The 22,866-nt window shown below is 38.0% G+C and carries 24 protein-coding genes; 1 reads left to right on the forward strand and 23 read right to left on the reverse strand.

All coding sequences use genetic code 11. The features are described from left to right. Positions 1-19: 19 nt before the first annotated feature. From HMPREF2846_RS10915 to HMPREF2846_RS11010, 20 genes are all read right to left on the reverse strand, one after another. Positions 20-334, reverse strand: coding sequence for a YxeA family protein (locus HMPREF2846_RS10915; protein WP_023015714.1), 315 nt, complete (start codon positions 332-334; stop codon positions 20-22). A gap of 180 nt (positions 335-514) precedes the next feature. Then, positions 515-865: a 50S ribosomal protein L19 gene (rplS, locus tag HMPREF2846_RS10920; RefSeq protein WP_002480676.1), complete on the reverse strand. Its 351-nt coding sequence runs from the start codon at positions 863-865 to the stop codon at positions 515-517. A gap of 105 nt (positions 866-970) precedes the next feature. Continuing rightward, positions 971-1,708, reverse strand: coding sequence for a tRNA (guanosine(37)-N1)-methyltransferase TrmD (gene trmD, locus HMPREF2846_RS10925; RefSeq protein ID WP_002480675.1), 738 nt, complete (start codon positions 1,706-1,708; stop codon positions 971-973). Continuing rightward, the gene (gene rimM, locus HMPREF2846_RS10930) at positions 1,705-2,208 is read right to left on the reverse strand and encodes a ribosome maturation factor RimM (protein ID WP_002480674.1); all 504 of its coding nucleotides are present in this window, start codon (positions 2,206-2,208) and stop codon (positions 1,705-1,707) included. Before rimM ends, trmD begins: the two co-directional genes overlap by 4 nt. 112 nt (positions 2,209-2,320) lie before the next feature. Continuing rightward, positions 2,321-2,599 carry a 30S ribosomal protein S16 gene (rpsP, locus tag HMPREF2846_RS10935; protein ID WP_002480673.1) on the reverse strand — a complete coding sequence of 93 codons (279 nt, stop codon included), beginning with the start codon at positions 2,597-2,599 and terminating at the stop codon, positions 2,321-2,323. A 161-nt stretch (positions 2,600-2,760) separates the two neighbouring features. Then, the gene (gene ffh, locus HMPREF2846_RS10940; protein ID WP_002480672.1) at positions 2,761-4,128 is read right to left on the reverse strand and encodes a signal recognition particle protein; all 1,368 of its coding nucleotides are present in this window, start codon (positions 4,126-4,128) and stop codon (positions 2,761-2,763) included. A 13-nt stretch (positions 4,129-4,141) separates the two neighbouring features. Beyond that, the gene (locus HMPREF2846_RS10945; RefSeq protein ID WP_002480671.1) at positions 4,142-4,474 is read right to left on the reverse strand and encodes a putative DNA-binding protein; all 333 of its coding nucleotides are present in this window, start codon (positions 4,472-4,474) and stop codon (positions 4,142-4,144) included. After that, positions 4,461-5,696, reverse strand: coding sequence for a signal recognition particle-docking protein FtsY (ftsY, locus tag HMPREF2846_RS10950; protein ID WP_070626637.1), 1,236 nt, complete (start codon positions 5,694-5,696; stop codon positions 4,461-4,463). The genes HMPREF2846_RS10945 and ftsY overlap by 14 nt, the downstream gene beginning before the upstream one ends. Then, positions 5,693-9,262: a chromosome segregation protein SMC gene (gene smc / locus HMPREF2846_RS10955; RefSeq protein WP_070626638.1), complete on the reverse strand. Its 3,570-nt coding sequence runs from the start codon at positions 9,260-9,262 to the stop codon at positions 5,693-5,695. The genes ftsY and smc overlap by 4 nt, the downstream gene beginning before the upstream one ends. 40 nt (positions 9,263-9,302) lie before the next feature. Next, positions 9,303-10,010, reverse strand: a complete 708-nt coding sequence (gene rnc, locus HMPREF2846_RS10960; protein WP_371099759.1) for a ribonuclease III — start codon at positions 10,008-10,010, stop codon at positions 9,303-9,305. Between the two features lie 159 nt (positions 10,011-10,169). After that, complete coding sequence (locus HMPREF2846_RS10965; RefSeq protein ID WP_002480667.1) at positions 10,170-10,403, reverse strand: acyl carrier protein; 234 nt, start codon at positions 10,401-10,403, stop codon at positions 10,170-10,172. A gap of 124 nt (positions 10,404-10,527) precedes the next feature. Continuing rightward, the gene (gene fabG, locus HMPREF2846_RS10970) at positions 10,528-11,265 is read right to left on the reverse strand and encodes a 3-oxoacyl-[acyl-carrier-protein] reductase (protein ID WP_057511044.1); all 738 of its coding nucleotides are present in this window, start codon (positions 11,263-11,265) and stop codon (positions 10,528-10,530) included. After that, entirely contained in the window at positions 11,258-12,184 is a 927-nt protein-coding gene (fabD, locus tag HMPREF2846_RS10975) for an ACP S-malonyltransferase (RefSeq protein WP_002480665.1), read from the reverse strand. Before fabD ends, fabG begins: the two co-directional genes overlap by 8 nt. After that, a complete protein-coding gene (gene plsX, locus HMPREF2846_RS10980) occupies positions 12,177-13,163 on the reverse strand; it encodes a phosphate acyltransferase PlsX (protein WP_002480664.1) in 987 nt (328 codons plus the stop codon). Before plsX ends, fabD begins: the two co-directional genes overlap by 8 nt. Before the next feature lie 7 nt (positions 13,164-13,170). Then, entirely contained in the window at positions 13,171-13,728 is a 558-nt protein-coding gene (fapR, locus tag HMPREF2846_RS10985) for a transcription factor FapR (protein ID WP_002480663.1), read from the reverse strand. Between the two features lie 177 nt (positions 13,729-13,905). Further along, on the reverse strand, positions 13,906-15,960 hold the full coding sequence (gene recG, locus HMPREF2846_RS10990; RefSeq protein WP_070626640.1) for an ATP-dependent DNA helicase RecG: 2,055 nt from the start codon (positions 15,958-15,960) through the stop codon (positions 13,906-13,908). A 1-nt stretch (position 15,961) separates the two neighbouring features. Beyond that, entirely contained in the window at positions 15,962-16,831 is an 870-nt protein-coding gene (gene sdaAA, locus HMPREF2846_RS10995) for an L-serine ammonia-lyase, iron-sulfur-dependent, subunit alpha (RefSeq protein WP_057511041.1), read from the reverse strand. A gap of 19 nt (positions 16,832-16,850) precedes the next feature. Next, positions 16,851-17,513 (reverse strand): L-serine ammonia-lyase, iron-sulfur-dependent subunit beta, encoded by a 663-nt coding sequence (gene sdaAB / locus HMPREF2846_RS11000; protein ID WP_060803492.1) that lies wholly within the window; start codon positions 17,511-17,513, stop codon positions 16,851-16,853. Between the two features lie 239 nt (positions 17,514-17,752). Continuing rightward, entirely contained in the window at positions 17,753-19,399 is a 1,647-nt protein-coding gene (gene fakA / locus HMPREF2846_RS11005; RefSeq protein WP_037556357.1) for a fatty acid kinase catalytic subunit FakA, read from the reverse strand. Between the two features lie 12 nt (positions 19,400-19,411). Beyond that, positions 19,412-19,786, reverse strand: coding sequence for an Asp23/Gls24 family envelope stress response protein (locus tag HMPREF2846_RS11010; protein ID WP_002480658.1), 375 nt, complete (start codon positions 19,784-19,786; stop codon positions 19,412-19,414). 347 nt (positions 19,787-20,133) lie between these two features. Between HMPREF2846_RS11010 and rpmB the strand changes: the two genes are divergently transcribed. Next, positions 20,134-20,322, forward strand: a complete 189-nt coding sequence (gene rpmB / locus HMPREF2846_RS11015; protein ID WP_000517908.1) for a 50S ribosomal protein L28 — start codon at positions 20,134-20,136, stop codon at positions 20,320-20,322. A 208-nt stretch (positions 20,323-20,530) separates the two neighbouring features. Here the strand turns inward: rpmB and HMPREF2846_RS11020 are convergent, their stop codons facing one another. The 3 genes from HMPREF2846_RS11020 to rsgA are packed head-to-tail and all read right to left on the reverse strand — an operon-like array spanning position 20,531 to position 22,733. After that, complete coding sequence (locus tag HMPREF2846_RS11020) at positions 20,531-21,181, reverse strand: thiamine diphosphokinase (protein ID WP_070626641.1); 651 nt, start codon at positions 21,179-21,181, stop codon at positions 20,531-20,533. Between the two features lie 14 nt (positions 21,182-21,195). Beyond that, on the reverse strand, positions 21,196-21,858 hold the full coding sequence (gene rpe / locus HMPREF2846_RS11025; RefSeq protein ID WP_023015725.1) for a ribulose-phosphate 3-epimerase: 663 nt from the start codon (positions 21,856-21,858) through the stop codon (positions 21,196-21,198). Beyond that, positions 21,858-22,733 carry a ribosome small subunit-dependent GTPase A gene (rsgA, locus tag HMPREF2846_RS11030; RefSeq protein WP_002480655.1) on the reverse strand — a complete coding sequence of 292 codons (876 nt, stop codon included), beginning with the start codon at positions 22,731-22,733 and terminating at the stop codon, positions 21,858-21,860. Before rsgA ends, rpe begins: the two co-directional genes overlap by 1 nt. Between the last annotated feature and the right edge of the window lie 133 nt (positions 22,734-22,866).

Below are 22,866 nucleotides of genomic sequence, written 5' to 3' on the forward strand. Positions count from 1 at the left end.
GGCGATTCTTTTATCGTTCTTATTCTTTTACATCTTTAGGCAATGTATCTAGATAATGGATTTCTTTCACATACTTGCCTTTATGGATAATCACGACATTCTCTTTTTGAGGATCAAAACCATTGAATGTCAGCTTATAAGGCACACGTTCTCCATCTTTTGAGTAAGCTTGAACATTTTCATAGTATTGTGTACCTTTTTCAACCTTCGCATATGATTTTTCTGTAGTTAGAAACGGATTGACACGATCTGTGAATTCATTCCTGACAATACTGAATGCGACAACCGCAAAGAATAACAATATCGCAATCGTTACTAAAACCTTCTTTTTCATTTACTTCTACTCCTTCTATGATGATTTTCTTGTTGTACTTGTAAAAATAATGATTTTCGTTTTATAGAATGCTTTCATTATACCTAATTTTTCAGAATTTTCATACGACAATTTACATAAAAAAAGACTGTTCCATGATTAGGAACAGCCTTGTCTACTCGTATGTCTATCTGTCTAAAATTAGCGAATTTCTTTAATTCTAGCAGCTTTACCACGTAAGTTACGTAAGTAGTAAAGTTTAGCACGTCTAACTTTACCGCGACGAGTTACTTCGATTTTTTCAATTTTTGGTGTGTGTAATGGGAATGTACGTTCCACACCTACACCAGATGAAATTTTACGAACTGTGAAAGTTTCTGAAACTCCGCCACCGCGACGTTTGATTACGACACCTTCGAAGACTTGGATACGTTCACGAGTACCTTCGACGATACGTACGTGTACACGTACAGTGTCACCGGCACGGAAGTTTGGTAAGTCTGTGCGTAATTGTGATTTAGTAACTGCTTCGATTAATTTGTGATTACTCATTTTATTATTCTCTCCTTCAAACTATGTTCTTGCCTCGACAACAAAATAGCAGCGGATCATAGTGATTTTTCGTGCTTAGCACACTTAAATAATATTAGCACACTGCTATTTGGTTTTCAATTGGTTTTTGTAGTTTTCAAGTATTTTTTCATCTTCTGATGTTAATGGATACTTTGTTAGTAAATCGGGTCTTTTGACAAATGTTCTAATTAATTTTTGTTCATGTCGCCATGCATCAATGTTTGCGTGATTACCTGATAATAAGACGTCTGGTACTTTCATACCTTCAAATTCTCTTGGACGTGTGTATTGCGGAAACTCTAATAAACCATCAGAGAATGAGTCATCTTGATGTGACTGTTGATTGCCGAGTACACCTGGAATCAAGCGTACAATCGCATCTGTCATGCTCATCGCAGGCAATTCTCCACCTGTTAATACATAATCCCCAATTGAGATTTCATCAGTCACTAAATGTTCTCTGATACGTTCATCATAGCCTTCATAATGACCACAAATAAACACTAAGTGTTCTGCTTGGCTCAACTCTTCTGCCACTGCTTGTGAGAAGGGTTTGCCTTGTGGGCACATTAATATCACACGCGTGTTTTCTGTCGTCTCAAGGTCTTTCATCGCATTAAAGACAGGTTCTGGTTTCAATACCATACCTTGACCGCCGCCGAATGGATAATCATCAACTTGATTATGTTTATTAACCGCATAATCTCTGAAATTGACGGTGTTCACTGTTAGAATCTCTTTCTCTTGTGCACGCTTTAAAATAGAATGATTTAATACGCCATCAAACATTTCTGGAAACAGCGTTAAATAATCAATTTTCACTCGTCGAACATTCCTTCCAATGGCGTAATTTGAATACGGCGCCCAGAGACATCTACTTCTTGGACAACATCTGCGATATAGGGAATCAAGTACTCTTTATCACCTTGAACGACCCATACATCATTGGCACCTGTTTCAAAAATTTCTTTCACACGACCAATCGGTGTTTCACCATCAAAAACTGTGCAGCCGATAATGTCGGAATAGTAAAACTCATGTTCATCAAGTTCAATTGCTTCATGATCACGCTCTTGTGTCAGAATATCACCTTTAAAGTGCTCCACATCATTAATGTTGTTGATACCTTCAAATGTCAACATATGGAACCCTTTGTGCATACGATAAGAAGCGACTGTTAACGCAATTTCTTCGCCTTTGTGATTCAATGTCAAAACTTCACCAGGTTGAAAGCGTGTGTCTGTAAAATCTGAGTTAGATTTCACACGTACCTCACCTTTTATCCCATGTGTATTTACAATTTTACCGACTTCTACTTTCATGCACATTGCCTCCAATATTTGGTCTCGTGAAAAAAGCTCCAATACTTAACAATAACCCTAAGACAAGTGTATTGTCTCAGGGTTATGAGATTAAAGCAACTTATAGCTTAAATTACTTAGATTGACGTTGGTCGTCGAATTTTTTCAAAATACCTTCTTTAGATAAGATATTGTGAACTGTATCAGTTGGTTTCGCACCGTTAGCTAACCATTTAAGTGCTAACTCTTCGTCGATTTTAACTGTTTGTGACGCATCTTTAGTAACCGGATCATAAGTTCCGATTTGTTCGATGATACGACCATCACGTGGCGCACGAGCATCTGCTGCTACGATACGGTAGAATGGATTTCTTTTTGAGCCTAAACGTGTTAAACGAATTTTAACTGCCATGTATAATTCTCTCCTTTGAGTCTTTGTTTTCTTTTCTACAAGAAATAATAATAACAGGTATCAGAAAGTTTGTAAAGAGGTTTCTCTTTACCAATTTTATTTTTTATCTCTAATACACAGTAAAAGGTGTTATAAGTCGCTGCTCACAACACCTTTTTCGATTAGAACGGCAAGTTCATGCCTTTCATCATATTTTCAATTTGACTGCGTTTGCCTTTTTTACCTTTGCCTCCGCCAGTAAATTGTTTCATCATTTTCTTCATGTCATTGAATTGTTTCATCAAACGGTTAACTTCTTGAAGTGAACGACCTGATCCTTTTGCGATACGTTTCTTACGAGATACGTTTAAGATTTCTGGTCTTTCACGTTCAGCTAAAGTCATAGATTGGATAATTGCTTTGATATGATCGATTTGTTTATCGCTCATATTCAACTTATCCATACCTTTCATTTTGCCCATACCCGGAATCATTTTCATGATTTCATCTAATGGTCCAAGATTTTTAACTTGGTCTAATTGTTCTAAGAAATCATCTAATGTAAATGAAGCAGTACGCATTTTCTTCTCTAAATCTTTTGCTTTAGATTCATCTACATCTTGTTGAGCTTTCTCGATTAAACTTAACACATCACCCATACCTAAGATACGCGACGCCATACGTTCTGGGTGGAACAATTCTAAACCGTCAAGTTTCTCACTGACACCAATAAATTTAATCGGTTTTTGCGTAACAGAACGGATAGATAAAGCTGCACCGCCTCGAGTGTCACCATCAAGTTTTGTTAAAGTAACACCTGTTACACCTAATTGATCATCAAATGATTGCGCAACGTTGACTGCATCTTGACCAGTCATCGCATCTACAACCAACATAATTTCATTTGGTTTAGACAATTCTTTAACTTCAGCTAATTCGTTCATCAGTTTTTCATCAATATGCAGACGACCTGCTGTATCGATAATCACAAAGTCTAAATGTTCTTCTTTAGCATGTTTCAATGCATTGTCAACGATTTGTTGCGGCTGGACTTGGTCGCCTTCACTATAGACTGGAATGTCTAATTGTTTACCGACTGTTTGAAGTTGGTCAATCGCTGCTGGACGATAGATATCGGCTGCAACCAACAATGGTTTCTTATTGTATTTTTTACGCATTAATAATGCTAATTTACCTGCAGTTGTCGTTTTACCTGCACCTTGCAGACCAACCATCATCACAACTGTCGGCGGTTTATTTGCCATATTAACCGTCGCATTTTCGCCGCCCATTAATTGTGTTAATTCATCTTTAACGATTTTGATAACCTGTTGGCCAGGTGTTAAAGATTGCATGACATCTGAACCTAAAGCACGTTCAGAAACAGTTTTGATAAATGATTTTACCACTTTGAAGTTAACATCGGCTTCAAGCAATGCAAGACGCACTTCACGCATCATTGCTTTAATATCCGCTTCAGTCACTTTCCCTTTTCCTCGGATCTTCTGCATGGTCGCTTGTAAACGATCGGATAATCCTTCAAATGCCATCCAAGTGACCTCCTTATTCTAATTCTTCTAGTTTCTCAATATATTGTTTCAAGGCATCCGGATCTTCAATAGATGCTTTCATTTGAGTATAAATTTCACGACGTTGTTCAAATTTTGAATAAAGCGCTAATTTCGCTTCATAATCTTCTACTAAATCACCAGTTCTTCTTATGTTATCATATACTGCTTGGCGACTCACATCAAAAGTATCTGCGATTTCGCTCAAAGAGTAATCTTCAAGATAAAATAATTCCAAATAATTACGTTGTTTTTTCGTCAATAAAGATTGATAAAAATCAAACAAGTAATTCATACGCAATGTTTTAACTAAATCATTTTTGCTCATCAGGTGTGTCACCGTCGTTTTCTGTTGTTTCTGATGCTTCTTCTTGATGTTCTTCAACTGTTTGTTCAATCATGTCCGCAAATAAGCCATAAACATAGCTTTCAGGATCGAATGGTTGTAAGTCATCTAATTGCTCACCTAAACCGACATATTTAACCGGAATATGCAGTTCATTACGGATGGCTAATACAATACCACCCTTAGCAGTACCGTCAAGTTTTGTTAATACAATACCTGTGACATTCGTTACATCTTTGAAGTTACGTGCTTGTGATAATGCGTTTTGTCCAGTTGTGGCATCAAGGCAAAGCAATACTTCATGTGGCGCATCTGGAACCGCACGTCCGATGACACGTTTCATTTTTTCTAACTCATTCATCAAGTTCGCTTTGTTTTGTAAACGTCCTGCAGTGTCACAGATTAAAATATCGACACCTTGGTGTTTGGCCGCATTAATCGCATCATACATCACAGCTGCTGGGTCTGAACCTTCGCTTTGGCTGATAACATCTACTCCGACACGTTCGCCCCATACTTTTAATTGGTTGATTGCACCGGCTCTGAATGTATCACCTGCCGCAAGCATCACTTTCTTGCCTTCTGCTTTATAACGGTGTGCCAATTTACCGATAGTAGTCGTTTTACCTACACCATTGACACCGACCATTAAGATGACATTCAAACGGCCATCTTCTAAGTTCATCACTTCAGAATTATCGTCTTCTTGTTGATAAATCTCTACAATTTTTTCAACAATAACTTCTTTTAAGTCTTCTGTTTCTTTAATGTTACGTCGTTGTGCTTCTGTACGTAGTTCATCAACTAATTCCATCACTGTGTTGAAACCTACGTCAGCAGTAATCAACATTTCTTCTAAGGCTTCGAAGAAATCTTCATCCACAGTACGATAACGTGCAATCAAGTTATTTAATTGCTCTTGGAAGTTTTCACGTGATTTCTCTAAACCTTGTCTGAATTTCGCACCTAATTTTTGTGATTCAATTTCTTCAAATTCTTCAATAGAAATTAAACCGTCATCAAAATCGAAATCATCTTTCGGTTCTTCTTTAGGTTTTGCTTCAGGTAACGTTGATTTTTCTTCTTTTTCAGCTGGTTTCTTGTCTTCTTCTGACGATTCCGTTTGGTCCAAGTCTTGAAGCTCTTTTTCTTCTTCCGTTGGTTTGCCCGCAAACTTATCTTTTAGTCGTTTAAAAAAGCTCATTTTTCTTCCTCCTTCAACACTTCATCTATCGTATTTAAATTCACACTTACCAGTTTAGATACACCAGATTCTTGCATCGTAATACCATATAGTCTATCGGCCGCTTCCATTGTTCCTTTACGGTGTGTAATCACAATAAACTGTGTCTTCTCAGATAATTGTCTTAAGTAATTCGCATAACGAATCACATTCGCCTCATCTAAAGCCGCTTCTACTTCATCTAGTATAACAAATGGTGCTGAGCGTACTTTCAATAACGCAAATAATAAAGCAATTGCACTTAATGCACGCTCTCCGCCACTAAGTAATGACAAATGCTGCAGCTTCTTACCTGGTGGTTGTACGATAATTTCAACACCTGCAGTTAAATAGTCATCATCTGTTAATTTCAGTTCAGCTTGGCCGCCGCCGAATAACGATTTAAACACTTCTGAGAAATGTCCTTGAACCGCATGGAATGTTGTTTTGAATCGATCCATTACCGCTTGGTCCATTTCACGAATGATTTGTTCTAATGTCGCTTTCGCTTCTCTTAAATCAGTACGTTGTTCATCTAAGAAAGTAAAGCGTTCATACACTTCTTCAAACTGTTCAATCGCATTGAGATTAACTGGACCTAATTCTTCAATCGACATTTTAGTCAATTTCACTTTCTGTCTTAAAGCGTCAATCGGTTCATCTTGTTCATAGAGGTCTTTTGCCGCTTCAAACGTTAAATGATAATCATCATTTAAGTGATCCATACTATGTGAAATCAACACATCTAATTTGGATTGCTCTGCTTTGATATCTTGATAGCTGTTTTCAATTGATAGGATATCGCGATGTGTTTCTTGAAGTTTGTCATCAAATTCTTCTATTGAAGCGTTCGTTTCTTGACGTTTACCTTTTAATACGTCTAAGCGTTCATTTAAATCTGCTTTTTCTTGTTGTTTGATTTCAATATCTTTTTGAATCGTTTCAAAAGCTTTTTGTCCTGTCACTTCATCCGAGTTGAACAGCTCAATATCTTCCGCTAATTTTTCTTGTTGAAGTTGATTTTGTTTGATTTGATTATCAATACGTTCAAGTTGTTGACGTTGTGTTTTACTACGTTCTTTCAACACAGCTAAATCTGATTGTTTTTGATGTAATTGTTGCTGTAATTGTGCAGTACTTTCTTTACCTTCTTTAGATAATTGCGTCAAACTTTCGATTTGTTGCTCTAAATCGGCTAACTTTTTCGCGAGTTGTTCTTTTTGTTGTTGTTTCGCTTCTAAAGTTTCACGGCTCTTTTCACTTTGATAGCCATCATTTTTCTCAAATTCAAACTCTTCATGTTCACTCTTAATATGTGCTTCACTTTTCTTCAAACGGTCTAATTCTAGTTCGATATTATGCACCGCTTGTTTAGCTTCGTTATATTGTTGACTGATTTTTAAATATGTTTCACTCAATTGATTCGCTTCATCTTTGACTGCTTGAACTTCTTTTTCAAATTGAGTTGTCTGCTGTTCAAATTGTTTCAACTGTTCACGCAACTGCGTCAATTCATCACGTTGTGCTAAAATGCTTTTCGTCTGACGTTGACCGCCACCAGTCATAGAACCGCCTGGATTCACGATATCACCTTCTAATGTCACAATACGTGTACGATAACGAATCGCTTGTGCTAATTCATTTGCGTGTTTTAAATCATCGACAATAATGGTATTGCCGATCAAATTATAAATAATCGCACTATAGGTGTTATCTACACCGATTAAATCCGCAGCCACCCCGATAAAACCTGTTGCTTGTTGGGCAGTGTTCATAATATCTGTTTGTAAACGTCTTGGTTGAATAACATTTAACGGTAGGAATGTTGCTCTGCCTAAGCGGTTTTGTTTTAAATAAGCAATCGCTTGGCGACCATCTTTTTCAGTATCCACAATAATATGCTGCATAGAAGCGCCTAATGCTGTTTCAATGGCTGTGGTTAATTCTGAGGGTACATCTATCACTTCTGCTACTGCGCCATGGATACCGTTCAATGGATTGTTTTTCGCTTTCAAGACATGTTTTACACCATTGAAGAAATACGTATAGTCTTCTTCACGACTGGTTAAACTTTCTATTTTAGCTTTCAATTTATCTGTATAACGATACGCTTGGTATAACTTTTCTTCGTATTCGTTTTGTTTATTTTTCGTTTCAGTCAGTTGTGCTTCATTGTCTTTTTGTTGTTGCTCTAAGGAAGCTAATTGTTGTTGTTTTTCTTTTTGTTGTACTGTGATTTGATTAATTTCAGACTGAATTGATTTTAATTGATTGAACGCATCTAATAAACGACTATCTAAACGATTTTGTTTGGCTTCGTTTTCTTCGATAGTGCGTTGGAGGAAGCGAATATCGTTATTAACCTCTGATTGTTCAGACATTAAATCATAATAACTGTTTTTAATCTCTTCTAGTTGCTCTTCATGATCTGCATCTGATACATATAATTGGTCTTCAAGCTTTTTCACTTCTGCAGCTAAACTTTGTTGTTTTTCAGTCAGCGTTTGTTTATCTGCTTTAGCTTGTTGTTGATCTTCAATCAATTGCGCATGTTGTGCTTGCAATGCTTCTTGTTCTTCTTCATAACGCGCATTCGTTTGTGATTGGTTACGCTTACGTTCTTCTAATACATTCAGCTGACCTGATAATTTTTCTGCTGCTTCTGTTGCTTGGACTAACTGATAATTCAAGCGTTCAATTTCATCGTTTTGTTGATTTAATTCCGCTTTATAATTCGCTAGCGTGCGAGAATAGCGATTTTGGTCTGCTTCTTTTTGCGCTTGTTGGCTCTTTAAGATATTTAAGCGTTCATCTGCTTTACTGATAGCTTCGTTATACTCATTAATATCATGAACCGTCACCAATACATCGCTTTTCTTCATTTCTTTAGATAAATGTTGGTACTCTTTCGCAATCGCAGCTTCTTCTCTTAAAGGTTCTACACGACCTTCTAAATCATACAAAATATCTTCAACACGATTTAAGTTTTCTTCTGTTTGATCTAACTTTTGAACAGATGCTGCTTTACGCTTTTTATACTTTAATACACCTGCAGATTCTTCAATAATTTGACGTCTGTCAGCGGGTTTCGCATTCAAGATTTCATCTACACGGCCCTGTGAGATAATACTGAATGCTTCTTTACCTAGTCCTGAATCTAAAAAGAGATCTGTGATATCTCTTAAACGGGCACGTTCGTTATTTAAATAATACGCACTCTCGCCGCTGCGGTACAGCCTGCGTGTAACGATGATTTCGTCTTCTTCAACGTTTAATTGATGTGCATGATTATCTAATTTTAATCGAACTTCCGCATAGTTTTGTGCTTTGCGATGTTCTGCGCCGGAAAAGATAATATCTTCCATTTTCGAACCGCGTAAAGATTTCGCAGACTGTTCACCTAAGACCCATTTGATGGCATCTGTTACGTTACTTTTACCGCTGCCGTTCGGACCTACAATTGCGGTCACACCTTGGTCAAAGTGGACTTCAGTTTGCTGCGCAAACGATTTGAATCCGACTGCATTGATTGATTTTAAATAAACCATACTTCACTCGATCTCCCTATCACTGTTTGACACAGCTTGTTCATTGTTTCTGATTCATCACTTTATAAGCCTTCTCTGCGCCTTTTTGTTCTGATTCTTTCTTCGTTCTGCCTTGGCCTTCTGCCACCGCTTCACCTTCTAATAATACTTCTGAGGTAAAGAGACGGTGATGTGCTGGACCTTCTTCATGAATTAAACGATATGTGACACTGCCTTTATTCAAGCGATGAATATATTCTTGGAATTGTGTTTTAAAGTCAATGACACCCATTAGCGCATCATCTTCAACGTAGGGGAAGATAACTTCTTGCGCAAATTGCCATACCACATCTAATCCTTGGTCTAAGTATAAAGCGCCTACAAAAGCTTCAAAGGCATCTGATACGAGCGACGGACGTGTGCGTCCACCAGTTTTTTCTTCGCCTTTGCCAAGTAGGATTAATTCATTTAATTTGATTTTATTCGCAAATATTACAAGTGAGGGTTCACAAACGATGGTCGCGCGCATTTTTGTCAGATTCCCTTCAGGCAATCCTGGATATTTGTCATATAAATACCGTGAAACCGTCAATTCTAATACCGCATCTCCTAAGAACTCTAAGCGCTCATTATGCGCAAGTCGGTCCATATTAAAATCATTGATAAAACTAGAATGTGAAAATGCTTGTTGATATAGAGGTAAATGGTCATACGTGAGATGTAACATCTCCATTTTTTGTGCAAACTTTTGATTAAAAGCCTGCAGCATAGCGTCTTTCTTATGCTTGGTCAAAAGATGACCTCCTTTTAATTTTACAGAATACAACATCGCGCTGTATGCGCTTATGTGTCTCATTTTACGTGAATTTAATGCAAAACAAAAGAAAAATCTGAGTCGCTGATTAAGACGACTCAGATAATATTGTTATTATTTTTCAAGGTTGTTGATGAAGTTTACTGCGTCACCAACTGTATTGATTTTTTCAGCTTCTTCATCTGGAATTTCAGTACCGAACTCGTCTTCTAATTCCATAACTAATTCTGCGATATCAAGTGAGTCAGCGCCTAAATCATCTTTGAAAGATGCATCTTCAGTTACTTTGTCAGCATCTACACCTAAACGGTCAACGATGATATCTTTAACTTTATCGAAGTTTTCCACGTCGATTCACCTCCTTTAAAAAGCCTATACGACTCTATTATTTTCCCATTTTATCATCAAGAATACAAGTAGGATTACCCCACAAAATAGTGTAATCCCACTACTTCTCGTGAATTAATGGTTATTATTCCATAAACATACCGCCATTAACATGGATAGTTTGGCCAGTAATGTATTTTGCTTTGTCAGAAGCTAAGAAAGCTACTGTGTTCGCAATGTCTGTATCTTCACCGAAACGGCCTAATGGAATTTGTGATTTCATTTGATCTTTAAGGTCGTCATTCAACGCATCTGTCATATCAGAAACGATAAAGCCTGGTGCTACTGCGTTAACTGTAATGTTACGTGACGCAAGTTCACGTGCTGCAGTTTTTGTTAAACCGATAACCCCTGCTTTAGTCGCAACGTAGTTTGCTTGACCAGGGTTGCCGACTGCGCCCACCACACTAGATAAGTTGATGATTGCACCGCTTCTTTGTTTCATCATTTGACGTGTTGCTTTTTGAATACAATTGAACACACCTTTTAAGTTTGTGTTGATCACGTCATCCCATTCTTGTTCTTTCATACGCATTAATAAGTTATCACGTGTAATACCTGCGTTGTTGACTAATACGTCTAAAGAACCGAATTGTTTTACGACTTCTTGAATCATGTCTTTAACTTCATCAGGATTTGCGACATCTGCTTGAATCGCAAAGGCTTCAACACCTTTATCCTTGATTTCTGCGACAACTGCTTCTGCTTTGTCTTTATTGCCTGCATAGTTGACTGCGACATTATAACCTTCTTCAGCTAACTGTAACGCAATACTGCGCCCAATACCTCTTGAAGCTCCTGTTACTAATGCACTTTTACTCATGTTCATTCCATCCTTTAACATCTTCGAGTGTTTGAATCGAAGTTAATTTAACGTCTCTGTTGATTTTCTTGATTAAGCCCGATAAAACTTTGCCAGGTCCGATTTCAATAAAGTGATCGACACCTTGTTCAATTAAATACTCTGTTGATTGAATGAATTGAACTGGTGAATACAATTGTTTGACCATGTTTTGTTTAATCACTTCTGCGTCAGTTTCAGCTTGCGCATGATAGTTTTGAACAACCGGAATTTCAGCATCGTGCCATTCGAATTGATTGATGTAATCTTCGAAGTCTTTTTCAATGACTTGCATCATAGATGAGTGGAAAGGTCCTGACACTTTTAATGGTAAGACACGTTTCGCACCTAAGCTTTTACCTTCTTTTACAATACGATCAATCGCTGTTTTATGACCTGAAACTACAACTTGACCTGGTGAGTTGATGTTCGCCGGTTCAATAATAGAACCTTCTTCTGATAAATCTTCACAAATTTTTGCGACATCATCATAATCTAAACCAAGTACCGCTGCCATGCTGCCGACACCGCTTGGGAAAGCTTGTGCCATCAATTCGCCTCTTTTACGGACGATTTTAACCGCGTCTTCGAATGCTAAGACTTTTGCTGCGACTAAACTTGAATACTCACCCAAGCTGTGTCCCATTGTATAGTCCGCATCAACATCACCTAATGCGTTTAATAACGCAATACTATGTGTTAACAATGCCGGTTGTGTGTTTTCAGTTTCGCCTAGTTTACCTTCTTCATCTGTAAACATAGTTTCTAATAAATCAAAGCCTGCCGCATCTTGTGCAGCATCTAAAATTTCAGTAGCTTTTGTATCTTGTTGATACAAATCTTGCGCCATACCTACTTTTTGTGCACCTTGTCCTGGAAAAATAATTGCTGTTTTACCCATTTTGTTCACCTACCGTCTCTTTCATTACTTCAACAATATGTTGTTCTCCTGCAATTTTCGCTTGGCGAATCGCAGAATAAAAAGCTCTCGCATTAGAACTGCCATGTGCTTTAACCACAATACCATCTAAGCCAAGTAATACAGAACCGCCATATTCAGCGTAATCCATTTTTTTACTCATGTTGCTTAAGTCTTTCTTCAAGACTAAGGCAGCTAATTTATTTTTAAAGCTTGCCATTAATGTAGACTTTAACATTTTACCGATTGATTTCGCAGTGCCTTCTAAATTCTTTAAGACCATATTGCCTGTAAAGCCATCAGTGACCACGACATCAGCCGCATCTTCCATTAAAGTTTTCGCTTCAACATTTCCTGAGAAATAGAATGATGGATCAGCTTTCATTAAATCATACGTCGCTTTCGTTAAACTGTTACCTTTTTTCGCTTCAGTTCCGATGTTTAATAATGCGACTTTCGGTGTGCCGATTCCACGGATTTTCTCAGCGTAAATATTGCCGAGTTGCGCATACTGTAATAAATGCTCCGGTTTCGCATCCGCATTTGCACCTACATCTAAGAACACAAAACCTTTACCTGAAACTGTCGGTAAAGTTACAACTAATGCTGGACGTGCGACACCTTTAATACGGCCGACAATAAATAAACCTGCTGACATCAAAGCACCGGTATTACCAGCTGAGACACAACCAGAAGCTTCACCGTCTTTAACTGCTTGTGCAGCTCTGACCATTGAACTGTCTTTTTTACGTTTAATGGCACGAACCGGCTCATCTTCCATTTCGATTTCTTCAGTCGTATGACGGAAATCCAAACGGTCATGTTTTAGTGTGCACTGTGCTTCATCTCCGAATAAAATTATATGTAAATCTGGGAAGTCATTCAACGCTTGCTCTACCGCTTCTAACACGATACCCGGTGCGTCATCTCCACCCATCATATCAATGGCTAATGTCACCATTTCGTGATCACTCCTCGTTATAATAATACATTTTAAATGTACCTTTAAAAACACATTTATCTTTCACATAAGACGAAACCGCAACAGTAATATATTTCGAACCGAAATCAACCACTTGCGCAAAGGCATGGACTGTATCATGCAGTTTCACTTGTTTTAAAAACGTCACTTGGCTTTCTCTTGTCAGCACCATACTCTTTTGGATTAAAGCAACGCATAATGAATTCGCTTGCGCAAAAAGAATATGTCCACGTGCAATGTCATTACGTGTAAAGACTGAATCTTCCGTAATATAAATCAAAGATTCTGCAGTCACATCTGGTTCTACCCGGATTAAATCTCCGATAATCTCATTTCCTTCTATTGCACGAATATGCTTATAGTTATGCTCAGCAACGGTTTTAATACGTTTACGTAATTCTGGAATCTTCAAAAACGTTCTATCTAATCTGATGGTTTGGATACTGACAGAAAATAAATCACTGAGTTCATTATCAGTCATAAAGGGGTTTTCCTGCAGTCGTTGTTTGATAGCTTCACGTCGTTCTTGTTTCTTCAACTTCATCGCTTTACCCCCTAATTAGTACCAAGTCTTAAGACTACCTACATATCATATCATTTTCTCTTAAATTTGCTCAACAAAAAACACAACAGCCTAATTAAGTATAGTGTATCGAAATTAGTCTGTTGTGTCATGTATTGTTAAATCAAAAGGATTTGTCTTTATTTAAAGCGTACATTTTTAATCAAAACTTGTATGCAAGAGATTTTGTTCTACAAAGTTGCGCAAAATCGCATATTGGTCTGTAAAGAAGACACCTGATTGAATAAGTTCTGCCGCTTCATCTCTTGCGACTTCTAACATACGATAATCTTCAACAATGTTTGCGACTAAGAAATCAGGCAGACCACTTTGTTTTACCCCGAAGAAATCACCAGGTCCACGCATTTCTAAGTCACGCTCACTCAGTTCAAATCCATCTGTCGTTTGCGTCATAATAGTCATACGCTCAATCCCTGTTTCTGTTTTAGGAGAGGCAATCAGCACACAATAACTTTGATGGTCACTACGACCGACACGACCTCTTAACTGATGGAGTGTAGATAAACCGAAACGATCAGCATCATAAATAATCATAAATGTCGCATTCGGTACGTTTACACCCACTTCAACCACTGTAGTTGAAACTAAAATATCAATGTCATGTTGGTTAAAGCGCTGCATTACATCATCTTTTTCATCTGCAGGCATTTTACCATGCAGTAAGCCGACGCGACCAACACCATAATGTTGTTCGAGTGATTCATATAACTCTACGACGTTTTGTACATCTTCTAAGTGTTCTGAACTCTCAATGAGCGGACTGATCACATAAGCTTGTCTGCCTTTATTTAATTCTGCTGTCATTTGGTTTAGTACCGATTCATAGGCTTCATGTTTTGCCCACATCGTTTTAATTGGTTTACGACCTTTAGGCAATTGTTTAATCGATGACACATCCATTTCACCGAAAACAGAAATGGCTAATGTTCTTGGAATCGGTGTCGCAGTCATAAAGAGCACATTCGTCATGGCTCCCTTTTCACGTAATGCTTGACGTTGGTTAACACCGAAGCGATGTTGTTCATCGGTAATCACTAGTCCTACATTTTGGAAAGAGACATCATCTTGAATCAAGGCATGTGTACCAATTAGACAATCAATTGTGCCGTTTTCAAGTTGCTCTAGTAAGAGTTTTCGCTTCTTACCTTTAACTGAACCTGTCAGTAACGCAACATTCATGCGGTCGCCAAATAGCTCCGTTAAACTTTCCGCATGTTGTTCCGCTAAGATTTCAGTCGGTACCATTAAGGCAGATTGATAACCTGCTGTCTTTAAGGCATACATACACAAAGCGGCTACGACTGTTTTACCAGAACCTACGTCACCTTGGAGGAGGCGGTGCATGCGAAGCGGTGCTTTCAAGTCTCTAAAGATTTCATTCACTGCAGTTTTTTGCGCATCCGTTAATTCAAACGGTAAACTGTCAATAAAATCTTTGACTTGTGCTAAATCATAATCAATTTCAATCGCTTCATCACTCGATTTCTCTAAACGATTCAACCACTGCATCCGCAATTCAAATAAGAACAACTCAGTAAAAGCGTATGTTCTGCGCGCTTTTAATAACGCCGTTTTATTATCTGCGTAATGCAACGTTCTAATCGTTGACGCTAGCGATTCCAGTTTATATTTTTGACGTAAATCTTCAGATAGCCATTCGTTGATCTCAATATCATCTAACACTTTACGAATGATATCTCGAAGCGTCTTTTGTTTAATGCCTTCTTTAATACGATAGACGGGTTCTAATTGTTCGCCGTCTTGTGCTTGTTCTGGCTGATTCGTCGTAAAGAGACGCATGCCATTGATTTCTTGTTTCGCACGATTCCATTTACCTTTAATTGTCACATGGTCATGCAAGTTGATTTTCTTTTTTAAATACGGTTGGTTAAAAAACACAGCTTTAACCGCTATATTGTTGACCATTAAATGGACAGTAACTTTAGAACGGTTTCTGCCAAAAAAAGCGACAGTGGGCGTTGTGTAAACTTCGCCGACCACTGTCACAGTTGATTGATCTTCTGCTTGGTTTAAATCTACCACACTATTATCTTCATAGCGTACAGGTAAATAAAGCACTAAATCTTCTACGTTATAAATATTTAATTCATTTAACACCGCTATACGTTTTGGACCTAAACCTTTGATTTGGTCTAACGTATACGGCTGATCAATGAGGTTTACTTTAGACATGTTAATCACCAAATATTTGTTGTTTTAAGCGTTGGCCGGTTGGTGTTCCAGCGAGGCCGCCACGTCCTGTTTCACGCAGTGCAGAAGGCATCGTCTGCCCGATACGATACATTGCTTCTATCACTTCATCTGTCGGAATACGCGACGTCACGCCCGCAAGTGCCATATCCGCTGACACAAGCGCATTCGAAGCACCTGCCGCATTTCTCTTTACGCAAGGCACTTCAACTAATCCCGCTACCGGGTCACATACTAAACCTAGCATATTCTTCATACAAATTGCAAAAGCTTCAGCTGATTGCTGCGGCGTACCACCAGCCATTTCAACCGTTGCGGCTGCAGCCATCGCAGCGGCAGAACCGACTTCTGCCTGACAGCCGCCTGATGCACCAGAAATGGATGCGTTATTCGCAACCACAAAGCCGAATGCACCTGCTGTCAACAAGAAGTTCAACATATCACGTTGCGTAGGATTAAAGCGATGCTTAATCGCAAATAATACACCCGGCACAACCCCTGCAGAACCCGCAGTCGGTGTCGCACAAATTTTCCCCATTGCCGCGTTCACTTCATTGGTCGCCACTGCTTTACTCACCGCATCTAATAAAATCGGACCCGATAAAGCTTGTCCGCTTTCTAAATATCTTTTAATCAGTACTGCATCGCCACCCGTTAAACCCGTTGTAGAAGTCACCCCGTTTAAGCCTTCTTCTAAGGCATTTTCCATCGTTTTAAAATGATGCGACATCCCCGCATATACTTCCTCAGCCGTCGCACCCGTCACATCCATTTCTTGCTCTAACATAATTTCATGAATCGCTTTGTCTTCAGTTTCACATCTCTTTACTAATTCTTCTACTGTTTGAAACATCTTATATCCCCCTCTCTTTCTAATCTTCCATTAAGGATACCGCTGTAACATCATTAACCATTCTAATTTGATCTAAGATAGCTTCATCCGGTCTTTCATCTAATTCACAAGTCATCAATGCAGAATCACCTTTTTCTTTACGCGCAACTTGCATAGAACCGACATTAATACTGGCTTCTCCTAAAATATTCGTGACTCGTCCGATAGTTCCGAAGGTATCTCGATGAAAGACTAATAATGTTGGATAGTTACCTGAGATACTGATTGGAAAACCATTAATAGCGACAATTTCAATTTTGCCTCCACCGATAGAAACACCCTCAACAGATAACGTTTGATCACCTTTCGACATACTTAATACCGTCGTATTCGGATGCGGTTTATCTTCATGCATAGAAATAAAGTTAACAGTCATTCCTAATTCTTCTGCCGTCTGTAAACTGGTCTTGATACGGTCATCGTCTGTATCATAACCAAGCAAGCCTCCAACTAATGCAACATCTGTCCCATGACCTTGATAGGTTTCCATAAACGAACCATATAAATAAATATCGACACGGTCTGGCAAATCCCCGAATAATTCACGTGCAACCATTCCGATTCTAACTGCCCCTGCAGTATGAGACGATGAAGGTCCGACCATCGTCGGTCCGATAATTTCAAAGACGCTTTTAAATTTCATGTTAATTCCCCCTCGCATTAATTTTTGATTATTGCAACTATTTTAAATATTATAACAATTATTCTCGTAAATAAGCACTTATTTTTACACTAATCTTACAAAACTTTTGTATTTCATCGTTTTTGTCATGTACAAACTATAAGTTTTCTATATTTATGCTTACACACAGAAAAATCCACTTAGACCGCTTTAGTCTAAGTGAATTTTTTTATATACATTACTTTATATGATTTTCAACGTTATTCTACAGAGAATAAATATGGATAAATCGGTTGATCGCCGACTTGTTCATCGACTTCTGCATCAGGATAAGTTTCTTCTAACCATTCTGTTAATGCTTCAGTTGTTTCTGCATCAGCATCTTCACCTGTAATTACTGTAACAATTTCAGTTTCATCATCCATCATATCAGCTAACAATGCTTTCGCTGCTTCTAATTGTGTTTTCTGACTTGAAACAATTTTACCTTCTTTAAGGCCCATAAATTCGCCTTCTTTGATTTCTACACCATCAATTGTAGTATTACGTACAGCGTTTGTAATAGAACCAGAAGTCACATCTTCTAATGCTTGTGTCATATTTGATTGATTATCTTCTAATGACGCATCTGGTAGATATTGGAACATTGCCGCAATCCCTTGCGGAATAGATTTCGTTGGAATAACTACTGTTTCAGCTTCAACAATCTCAGCTGCTTGATCACTCGCCATTTGAATGTTTTTGTTATTCGGCAAGATAATAGCTTTTTTCGCACCAGATTGTTCAATCACTTTAACGATGTCTTCTGTTGATGGGTTCATTGTTTGACCGCCATTAATAATAGACGTTGCACCCATTGATTTAAAGATATCTGAAATACCATTACCCATAGAAATCGCAATAATCGCAGTTTCTACTTGTGGTGTTTCATCGTTAGATTTTTGTTTTTCTTTATTGACCACATTGCGGTGTTGTTCACGCATATTTTCAGCTTTGACTTTAATCAATTCACCATACTCTTGGCCATAGTTGAAGACTTCACCTGGATGTTCAGAGTGCACATGCACTTTCACGATTTCATCATCATTGATGACAAGTAAAGAATCTCCGAATTTAGACATGTCTTCACGGAATTGCTGCTCATTGAATGGACGTTTATGTTTGTCAAAACGTACCATCATTTCCGTACAGTAACCATAGACGATATCTTCTGTATTAATGACACCATGGAAATCATGTTCGTCATTCACAAATGTTTCAGTATCTAGTTTTGGTTTTGTCGCTTCGACTTTTTCACCTTTCATCGCAATTAAGAAACCTTCATAAACACACATTAAACCTTTACCGCCACTGTCGACTACGCCGACTTCTTTAAGTACTGGTAATTGGTTCGGTGTGTTTTCTAAGGCAACTTGACCATATGCGATAATCGCTTCTAAGACTTCTACACAGTCTTCAGTCGATTGTGCTTTCTCAACACCTGCTTTAGCCGCTTCTTTCGCAACCGTTAAAATTGTCCCTTCTACCGGTTTCATCACTGCTTTATAAGCTGTTTCAATACCCGCTTCAAAGCTTTCTGCGAAGGCTTTCGCATCTAGTGTTTCTAAGTCTTCCATATTCTGACAGAAGCCTCTGAAAATTTGTGATAGAATCACGCCTGAGTTCCCGCGGGCACCCATTAATAAGCCCTTAGAAAATGTCTTTCCTAAGGCTCCGATGTGATGTGAAGCATTTTGTTCGACTTCTTCTCTCCCAGAAGTCATCGTAAGATTCATGTTCGTCCCTGTGTCGCCATCTGGCACTGGATAAACATTTAATGCATTGACTAGCTCTGCATTATTTGATAAATTTTGTGCCCCTTGGATCACCATGTCGGCAAATAATTTACCATCTATTTTGCTGATCATCATGTCTTCCTCCTAATGTTTCTTGCCATAATTATTCATACGTACACCCTGTACATAAATGTTGATTGAATTGACTTTCAAATTTAAAGTTTTTTCCAAAGTATATTTAACAGTAGATTGTACATTATTCGCTACTTCAGAAATCTTAATGCCATAACTTACTATAATATACATATCAACGTCAATTGCTTTGTCATTTGAACGCACCACAATTCCGCGTGCATAATTTTCATGACCTAAAATTTCCGCAATGCCGTCTCTGACTTGTTGTTTGGATGCCATTCCGACAATACCATAACATTCTACGGCTTTACCACCTACTACTGAAGCGATCACGTCGTTGGAAACGTCAATATTGCCGTATTCATTGGTAATTTCTAATGTCATTATGAGTTCCTCCTTAAATATAGGTCTAATCAGTTATGATTTATGTTTTGGATTCATTACATACTATTATATAATGAATAACACAATTTTGCCTTTTAAATGCCGGATTTTACTCTTGGCTCATCCTTATAAAATCATTGCGTGGTTATAAGTCCACGTCGCCGCTTTTTAATAAAAACGCATACATAGACATTTACAAATTATAACACAATTTTGTTCCTTGTTTAGAATAACTTAAAATATTCTTGAAAGCTATAATTTTTGGTTGCCAATCTGAAAAATATATGCTAAATTAGGAAAGTATATCATAAGTCAGTGTGTTTATATTTATTAAAGGAGGTACTTTCATGGGTAAACAATGTTTCGTAACAGGTCGTAAAGCTTCGACTGGTAATCGTCGTTCACACGCTTTAAACTCTACTAAACGTAGATGGAATGCTAACCTTCAAAAAGTTAGAATCCTAGTAGACGGAAAACCTAAAAAAGTTTGGGTTTCTGCACGTGCTTTAAAATCTGGTAAAGTAACTAGAGTTTAATAAATATTAAGCACATGACAAAAACGACTCGTATGTGGCGGGTCGTTTTTTTCTTGTCTTAAAACAGCGATTTAGTCTTTTTAATGATATATTGTACGAAAAACAGCGGATGATGGTTTGCTCATGCATCATCCGCTGTTTTTTTATTGATGTGACACGCAGTCTTTCTCATAAAAAAGGCTGTGTGTTTATTTGTATTCAACTCATTTTATAATGAATGTTGTGCATCTCTGCTTCTGATGGCTAGGATACCGCCAGATTCTACCTCGATTGTGCCTCGGTAAGCTGCAATTTCGTTTGAAATGGTTAAGGTTGAACCTTGGTGGAGTGTTTGGTTTTGAAGCGGATATTTAAAGCCTGTCAGTGAAATCACTGTATTAGGTCTTTGCGGCACAAACGATACATAAGGCATATGCTTATCATACGTCATATGATATTCGCCTTTTTCTAAATATGAAATTTCATTATTCGTATCAATAATGCGAATCACAATACCCGCTTCTACATATTCAGGCACTTGCAGAAGTTGTACGGCACCTAAGAAATGATCCAGTCTGCCGCCTGTCGCACCATAAATATCAATTTCGTCAAAACCGCATTCCACTGCTTCTTTGACACCTAACCCTAAATCAGTATCCGCTTTTTCTGCTTTAACTGGGTTAATATCTAGCTTCGTTTTTAATTCAGAACGTTCCTCGTTCGTCACTGAATCAAAATCACCCAATGAAAAGATCGGTTCAATTTCATGTTCTATTAAAATTAAAGCGCCGCGATCAATACCGCCCCACTCTTCTTCAGATTTATCTTCTAATAAATGTTTCGGCAAATGACGATCGCCGCATAATAGATTAATTTTCATAGCGTCACCCTGCCTTATTCTGATGGTTGTGCTGTTGATTTCAATGCTTCTACAACAGATTGATAACTCGCTTGTTTAAAGAAATAAGAACCTGTCACAAGCATTGTCGCACCTGCTTCTACACATTTCTTACCAGTAATCGCGTTAATACCGCCATCCACTTCAATATCGAAGTCTAAATTAAATTTCTCTTTAAATGCTTGTAACGCAGCCACTTTCTCTACACTGTTTGAGATAAACGCTTGGCCGCCAAAGCCTGGATTCACTGTCATAATTAATACGTAGTCTACATCATGTAAAATCGGTTCAATTGCGGCAACAGAAGTACCTGGATTAATCACGACACCTGCTTTAGCACCATGTGTATGAATCAGTTGAATGGCACGATGAATGTGCGGTGTTGCTTCGAAATGAACTGAAATCATATCTGCACCTTTAGAAGCGAATTCTGCGATATATGCTTCTGGGTTTTCAATCATCAAATGCACATCAATCGGTAAATCAGTACCCGCATTTACTGCTTCTAAAATAGGAAGACCAATTGAAATATTCGGCACAAATTGACCATCCATCACATCAAAATGTACACCGTCTACACCTGCTGCTTCTAGGTCTTTCAATTCCTGTTGTAAGTTTAAAAAGTCCGCTGATAAAAGGGATGGAAATACTTTAACCATTAATATCTTTCCTTTCGTGCTGCAATCTCTTCAAATAATTGTACATAATGCGCATAACGGAATTCCGCAATATTGCCAGCTTCTACTTGCGCTTTTACATTACATTTCGGTTCTTTCATATGATTACAATTTCTGAACTTGCAGTCTTGTCCGTATTCTTGAATCTCTAAAAAATAATCTTTTACTTCATCTTTTTGAATATGATCAAAATCAAGTGCACTAAATCCAGGTGTATCTGCCACAAAGCCACGCTTACGTTCAAACAACTCCACATGACGAGTTGTATGCTTACCTCGATTTAATGATTTTGAGATTTGATTCGTTTCTAATTGTAAATCAGGACGATAGGCATTTAATAAAGTCGATTTACCTACACCAGATTGACCGCTCAATACTGCTAAACCATCGCCCCACGCATCGAAAATCGCTTCGACATCGTCATCTTTTCCGACAAATTGCGTTTGATAGCCGATTGCTTGATATACAGCTAAATCTTTTTCTATCTGTGCGATTTGAGTCTCTGATGCCATATCTTTTTTCGTTACCACAATACGTGGTCTCAATTCATAGGAATGCGCAATGACTAAAAAGCGATCGACTAATTGTGTTGAAAAATTAGGTTCGACTGCACTCATCACAATAATTAAATGGTCAATATTACTGACAGGCGGTCTTTTCAATTCATTTTGACGTTCATGTACATGATGAATATAGCCTTCTGTCACATTTTCAATTTCAAAATCTACAATATCTCCGACAATCGGAGAAAATTTCTTCTTTCGGAATAGGCCGCGCGGTTTCGTATCAAAAAGCTCACCATCTGAGTCCACACGATACACACCGCTGATCGACTTGATTATACGTCCTGTTCTCACCGAGACACCTCTCTTATTTCGTTCATTTTCTCTAATACATTATACCAAACGTTCCCTTAATAAACGAACGGATTGAAACAAAGAAAATCCCATCTCAATTCAACTGAATGAATGAGATAGGATTTTGAAATGT

This window comes from Staphylococcus sp. HMSC056G08, from assembly GCF_001812305.1.
Lineage (GTDB): Bacteria > Bacillota > Bacilli > Staphylococcales > Staphylococcaceae > Staphylococcus > Staphylococcus simulans.

Coding starts and splice junctions, on each gene's coding strand:
- HMPREF2846_RS10915 (WP_023015714.1), bottom strand. CDS start 334: ATGAAAAAGAAGGTTTTAGTAACGATTGCGATATTGTTATTCTTTGCG.
- rplS (WP_002480676.1), bottom strand. CDS start 865: ATGAGTAATCACAAATTAATCGAAGCAGTTACTAAATCACAATTACGC.
- rimM (WP_002480674.1), bottom strand. CDS start 2,208: ATGAAAGTAGAAGTCGGTAAAATTGTAAATACACATGGGATAAAAGGT.
- rpsP (WP_002480673.1), bottom strand. CDS start 2,599: ATGGCAGTTAAAATTCGTTTAACACGTTTAGGCTCAAAAAGAAATCCA.
- ffh (WP_002480672.1), bottom strand. CDS start 4,128: ATGGCATTTGAAGGATTATCCGATCGTTTACAAGCGACCATGCAGAAG.
- HMPREF2846_RS10945 (WP_002480671.1), bottom strand. CDS start 4,474: ATGAGCAAAAATGATTTAGTTAAAACATTGCGTATGAATTACTTGTTT.
- ftsY (WP_070626637.1), bottom strand. CDS start 5,696: ATGAGCTTTTTTAAACGACTAAAAGATAAGTTTGCGGGCAAACCAACG.
- smc (WP_070626638.1), bottom strand. CDS start 9,262: ATGGTTTATTTAAAATCAATCAATGCAGTCGGATTCAAATCGTTTGCG.
- rnc (WP_371099759.1), bottom strand. CDS start 10,010: ATGCTGCAGGCTTTTAATCAAAAGTTTGCACAAAAAATGGAGATGTTA.
- fabG (WP_057511044.1), bottom strand. CDS start 11,265: ATGAGTAAAAGTGCATTAGTAACAGGAGCTTCAAGAGGTATTGGGCGC.
- fabD (WP_002480665.1), bottom strand. CDS start 12,184: ATGGGTAAAACAGCAATTATTTTTCCAGGACAAGGTGCACAAAAAGTA.
- plsX (WP_002480664.1), bottom strand. CDS start 13,163: ATGGTGACATTAGCCATTGATATGATGGGTGGAGATGACGCACCGGGT.
- fapR (WP_002480663.1), bottom strand. CDS start 13,728: ATGAAGTTGAAGAAACAAGAACGACGTGAAGCTATCAAACAACGACTG.
- recG (WP_070626640.1), bottom strand. CDS start 15,960: ATGTCTAAAGTAAACCTCATTGATCAGCCGTATACGTTAGACCAAATC.
- sdaAA (WP_057511041.1), bottom strand. CDS start 16,831: ATGTTTCAAACAGTAGAAGAATTAGTAAAGAGATGTGAAACTGAAGAC.
- sdaAB (WP_060803492.1), bottom strand. CDS start 17,513: ATGAAATTTAAAAGCGTCTTTGAAATTATCGGACCGACGATGGTCGGA.
- fakA (WP_037556357.1), bottom strand. CDS start 19,399: ATGATCAGCAAAATAGATGGTAAATTATTTGCCGACATGGTGATCCAA.
- HMPREF2846_RS11010 (WP_002480658.1), bottom strand. CDS start 19,786: ATGACATTAGAAATTACCAATGAATACGGCAATATTGACGTTTCCAAC.
- rpmB (WP_000517908.1), top strand. CDS start 20,134: ATGGGTAAACAATGTTTCGTAACAGGTCGTAAAGCTTCGACTGGTAAT.
- HMPREF2846_RS11020 (WP_070626641.1), bottom strand. CDS start 21,181: ATGAAAATTAATCTATTATGCGGCGATCGTCATTTGCCGAAACATTTA.
- rpe (WP_023015725.1), bottom strand. CDS start 21,858: ATGGTTAAAGTATTTCCATCCCTTTTATCAGCGGACTTTTTAAACTTA.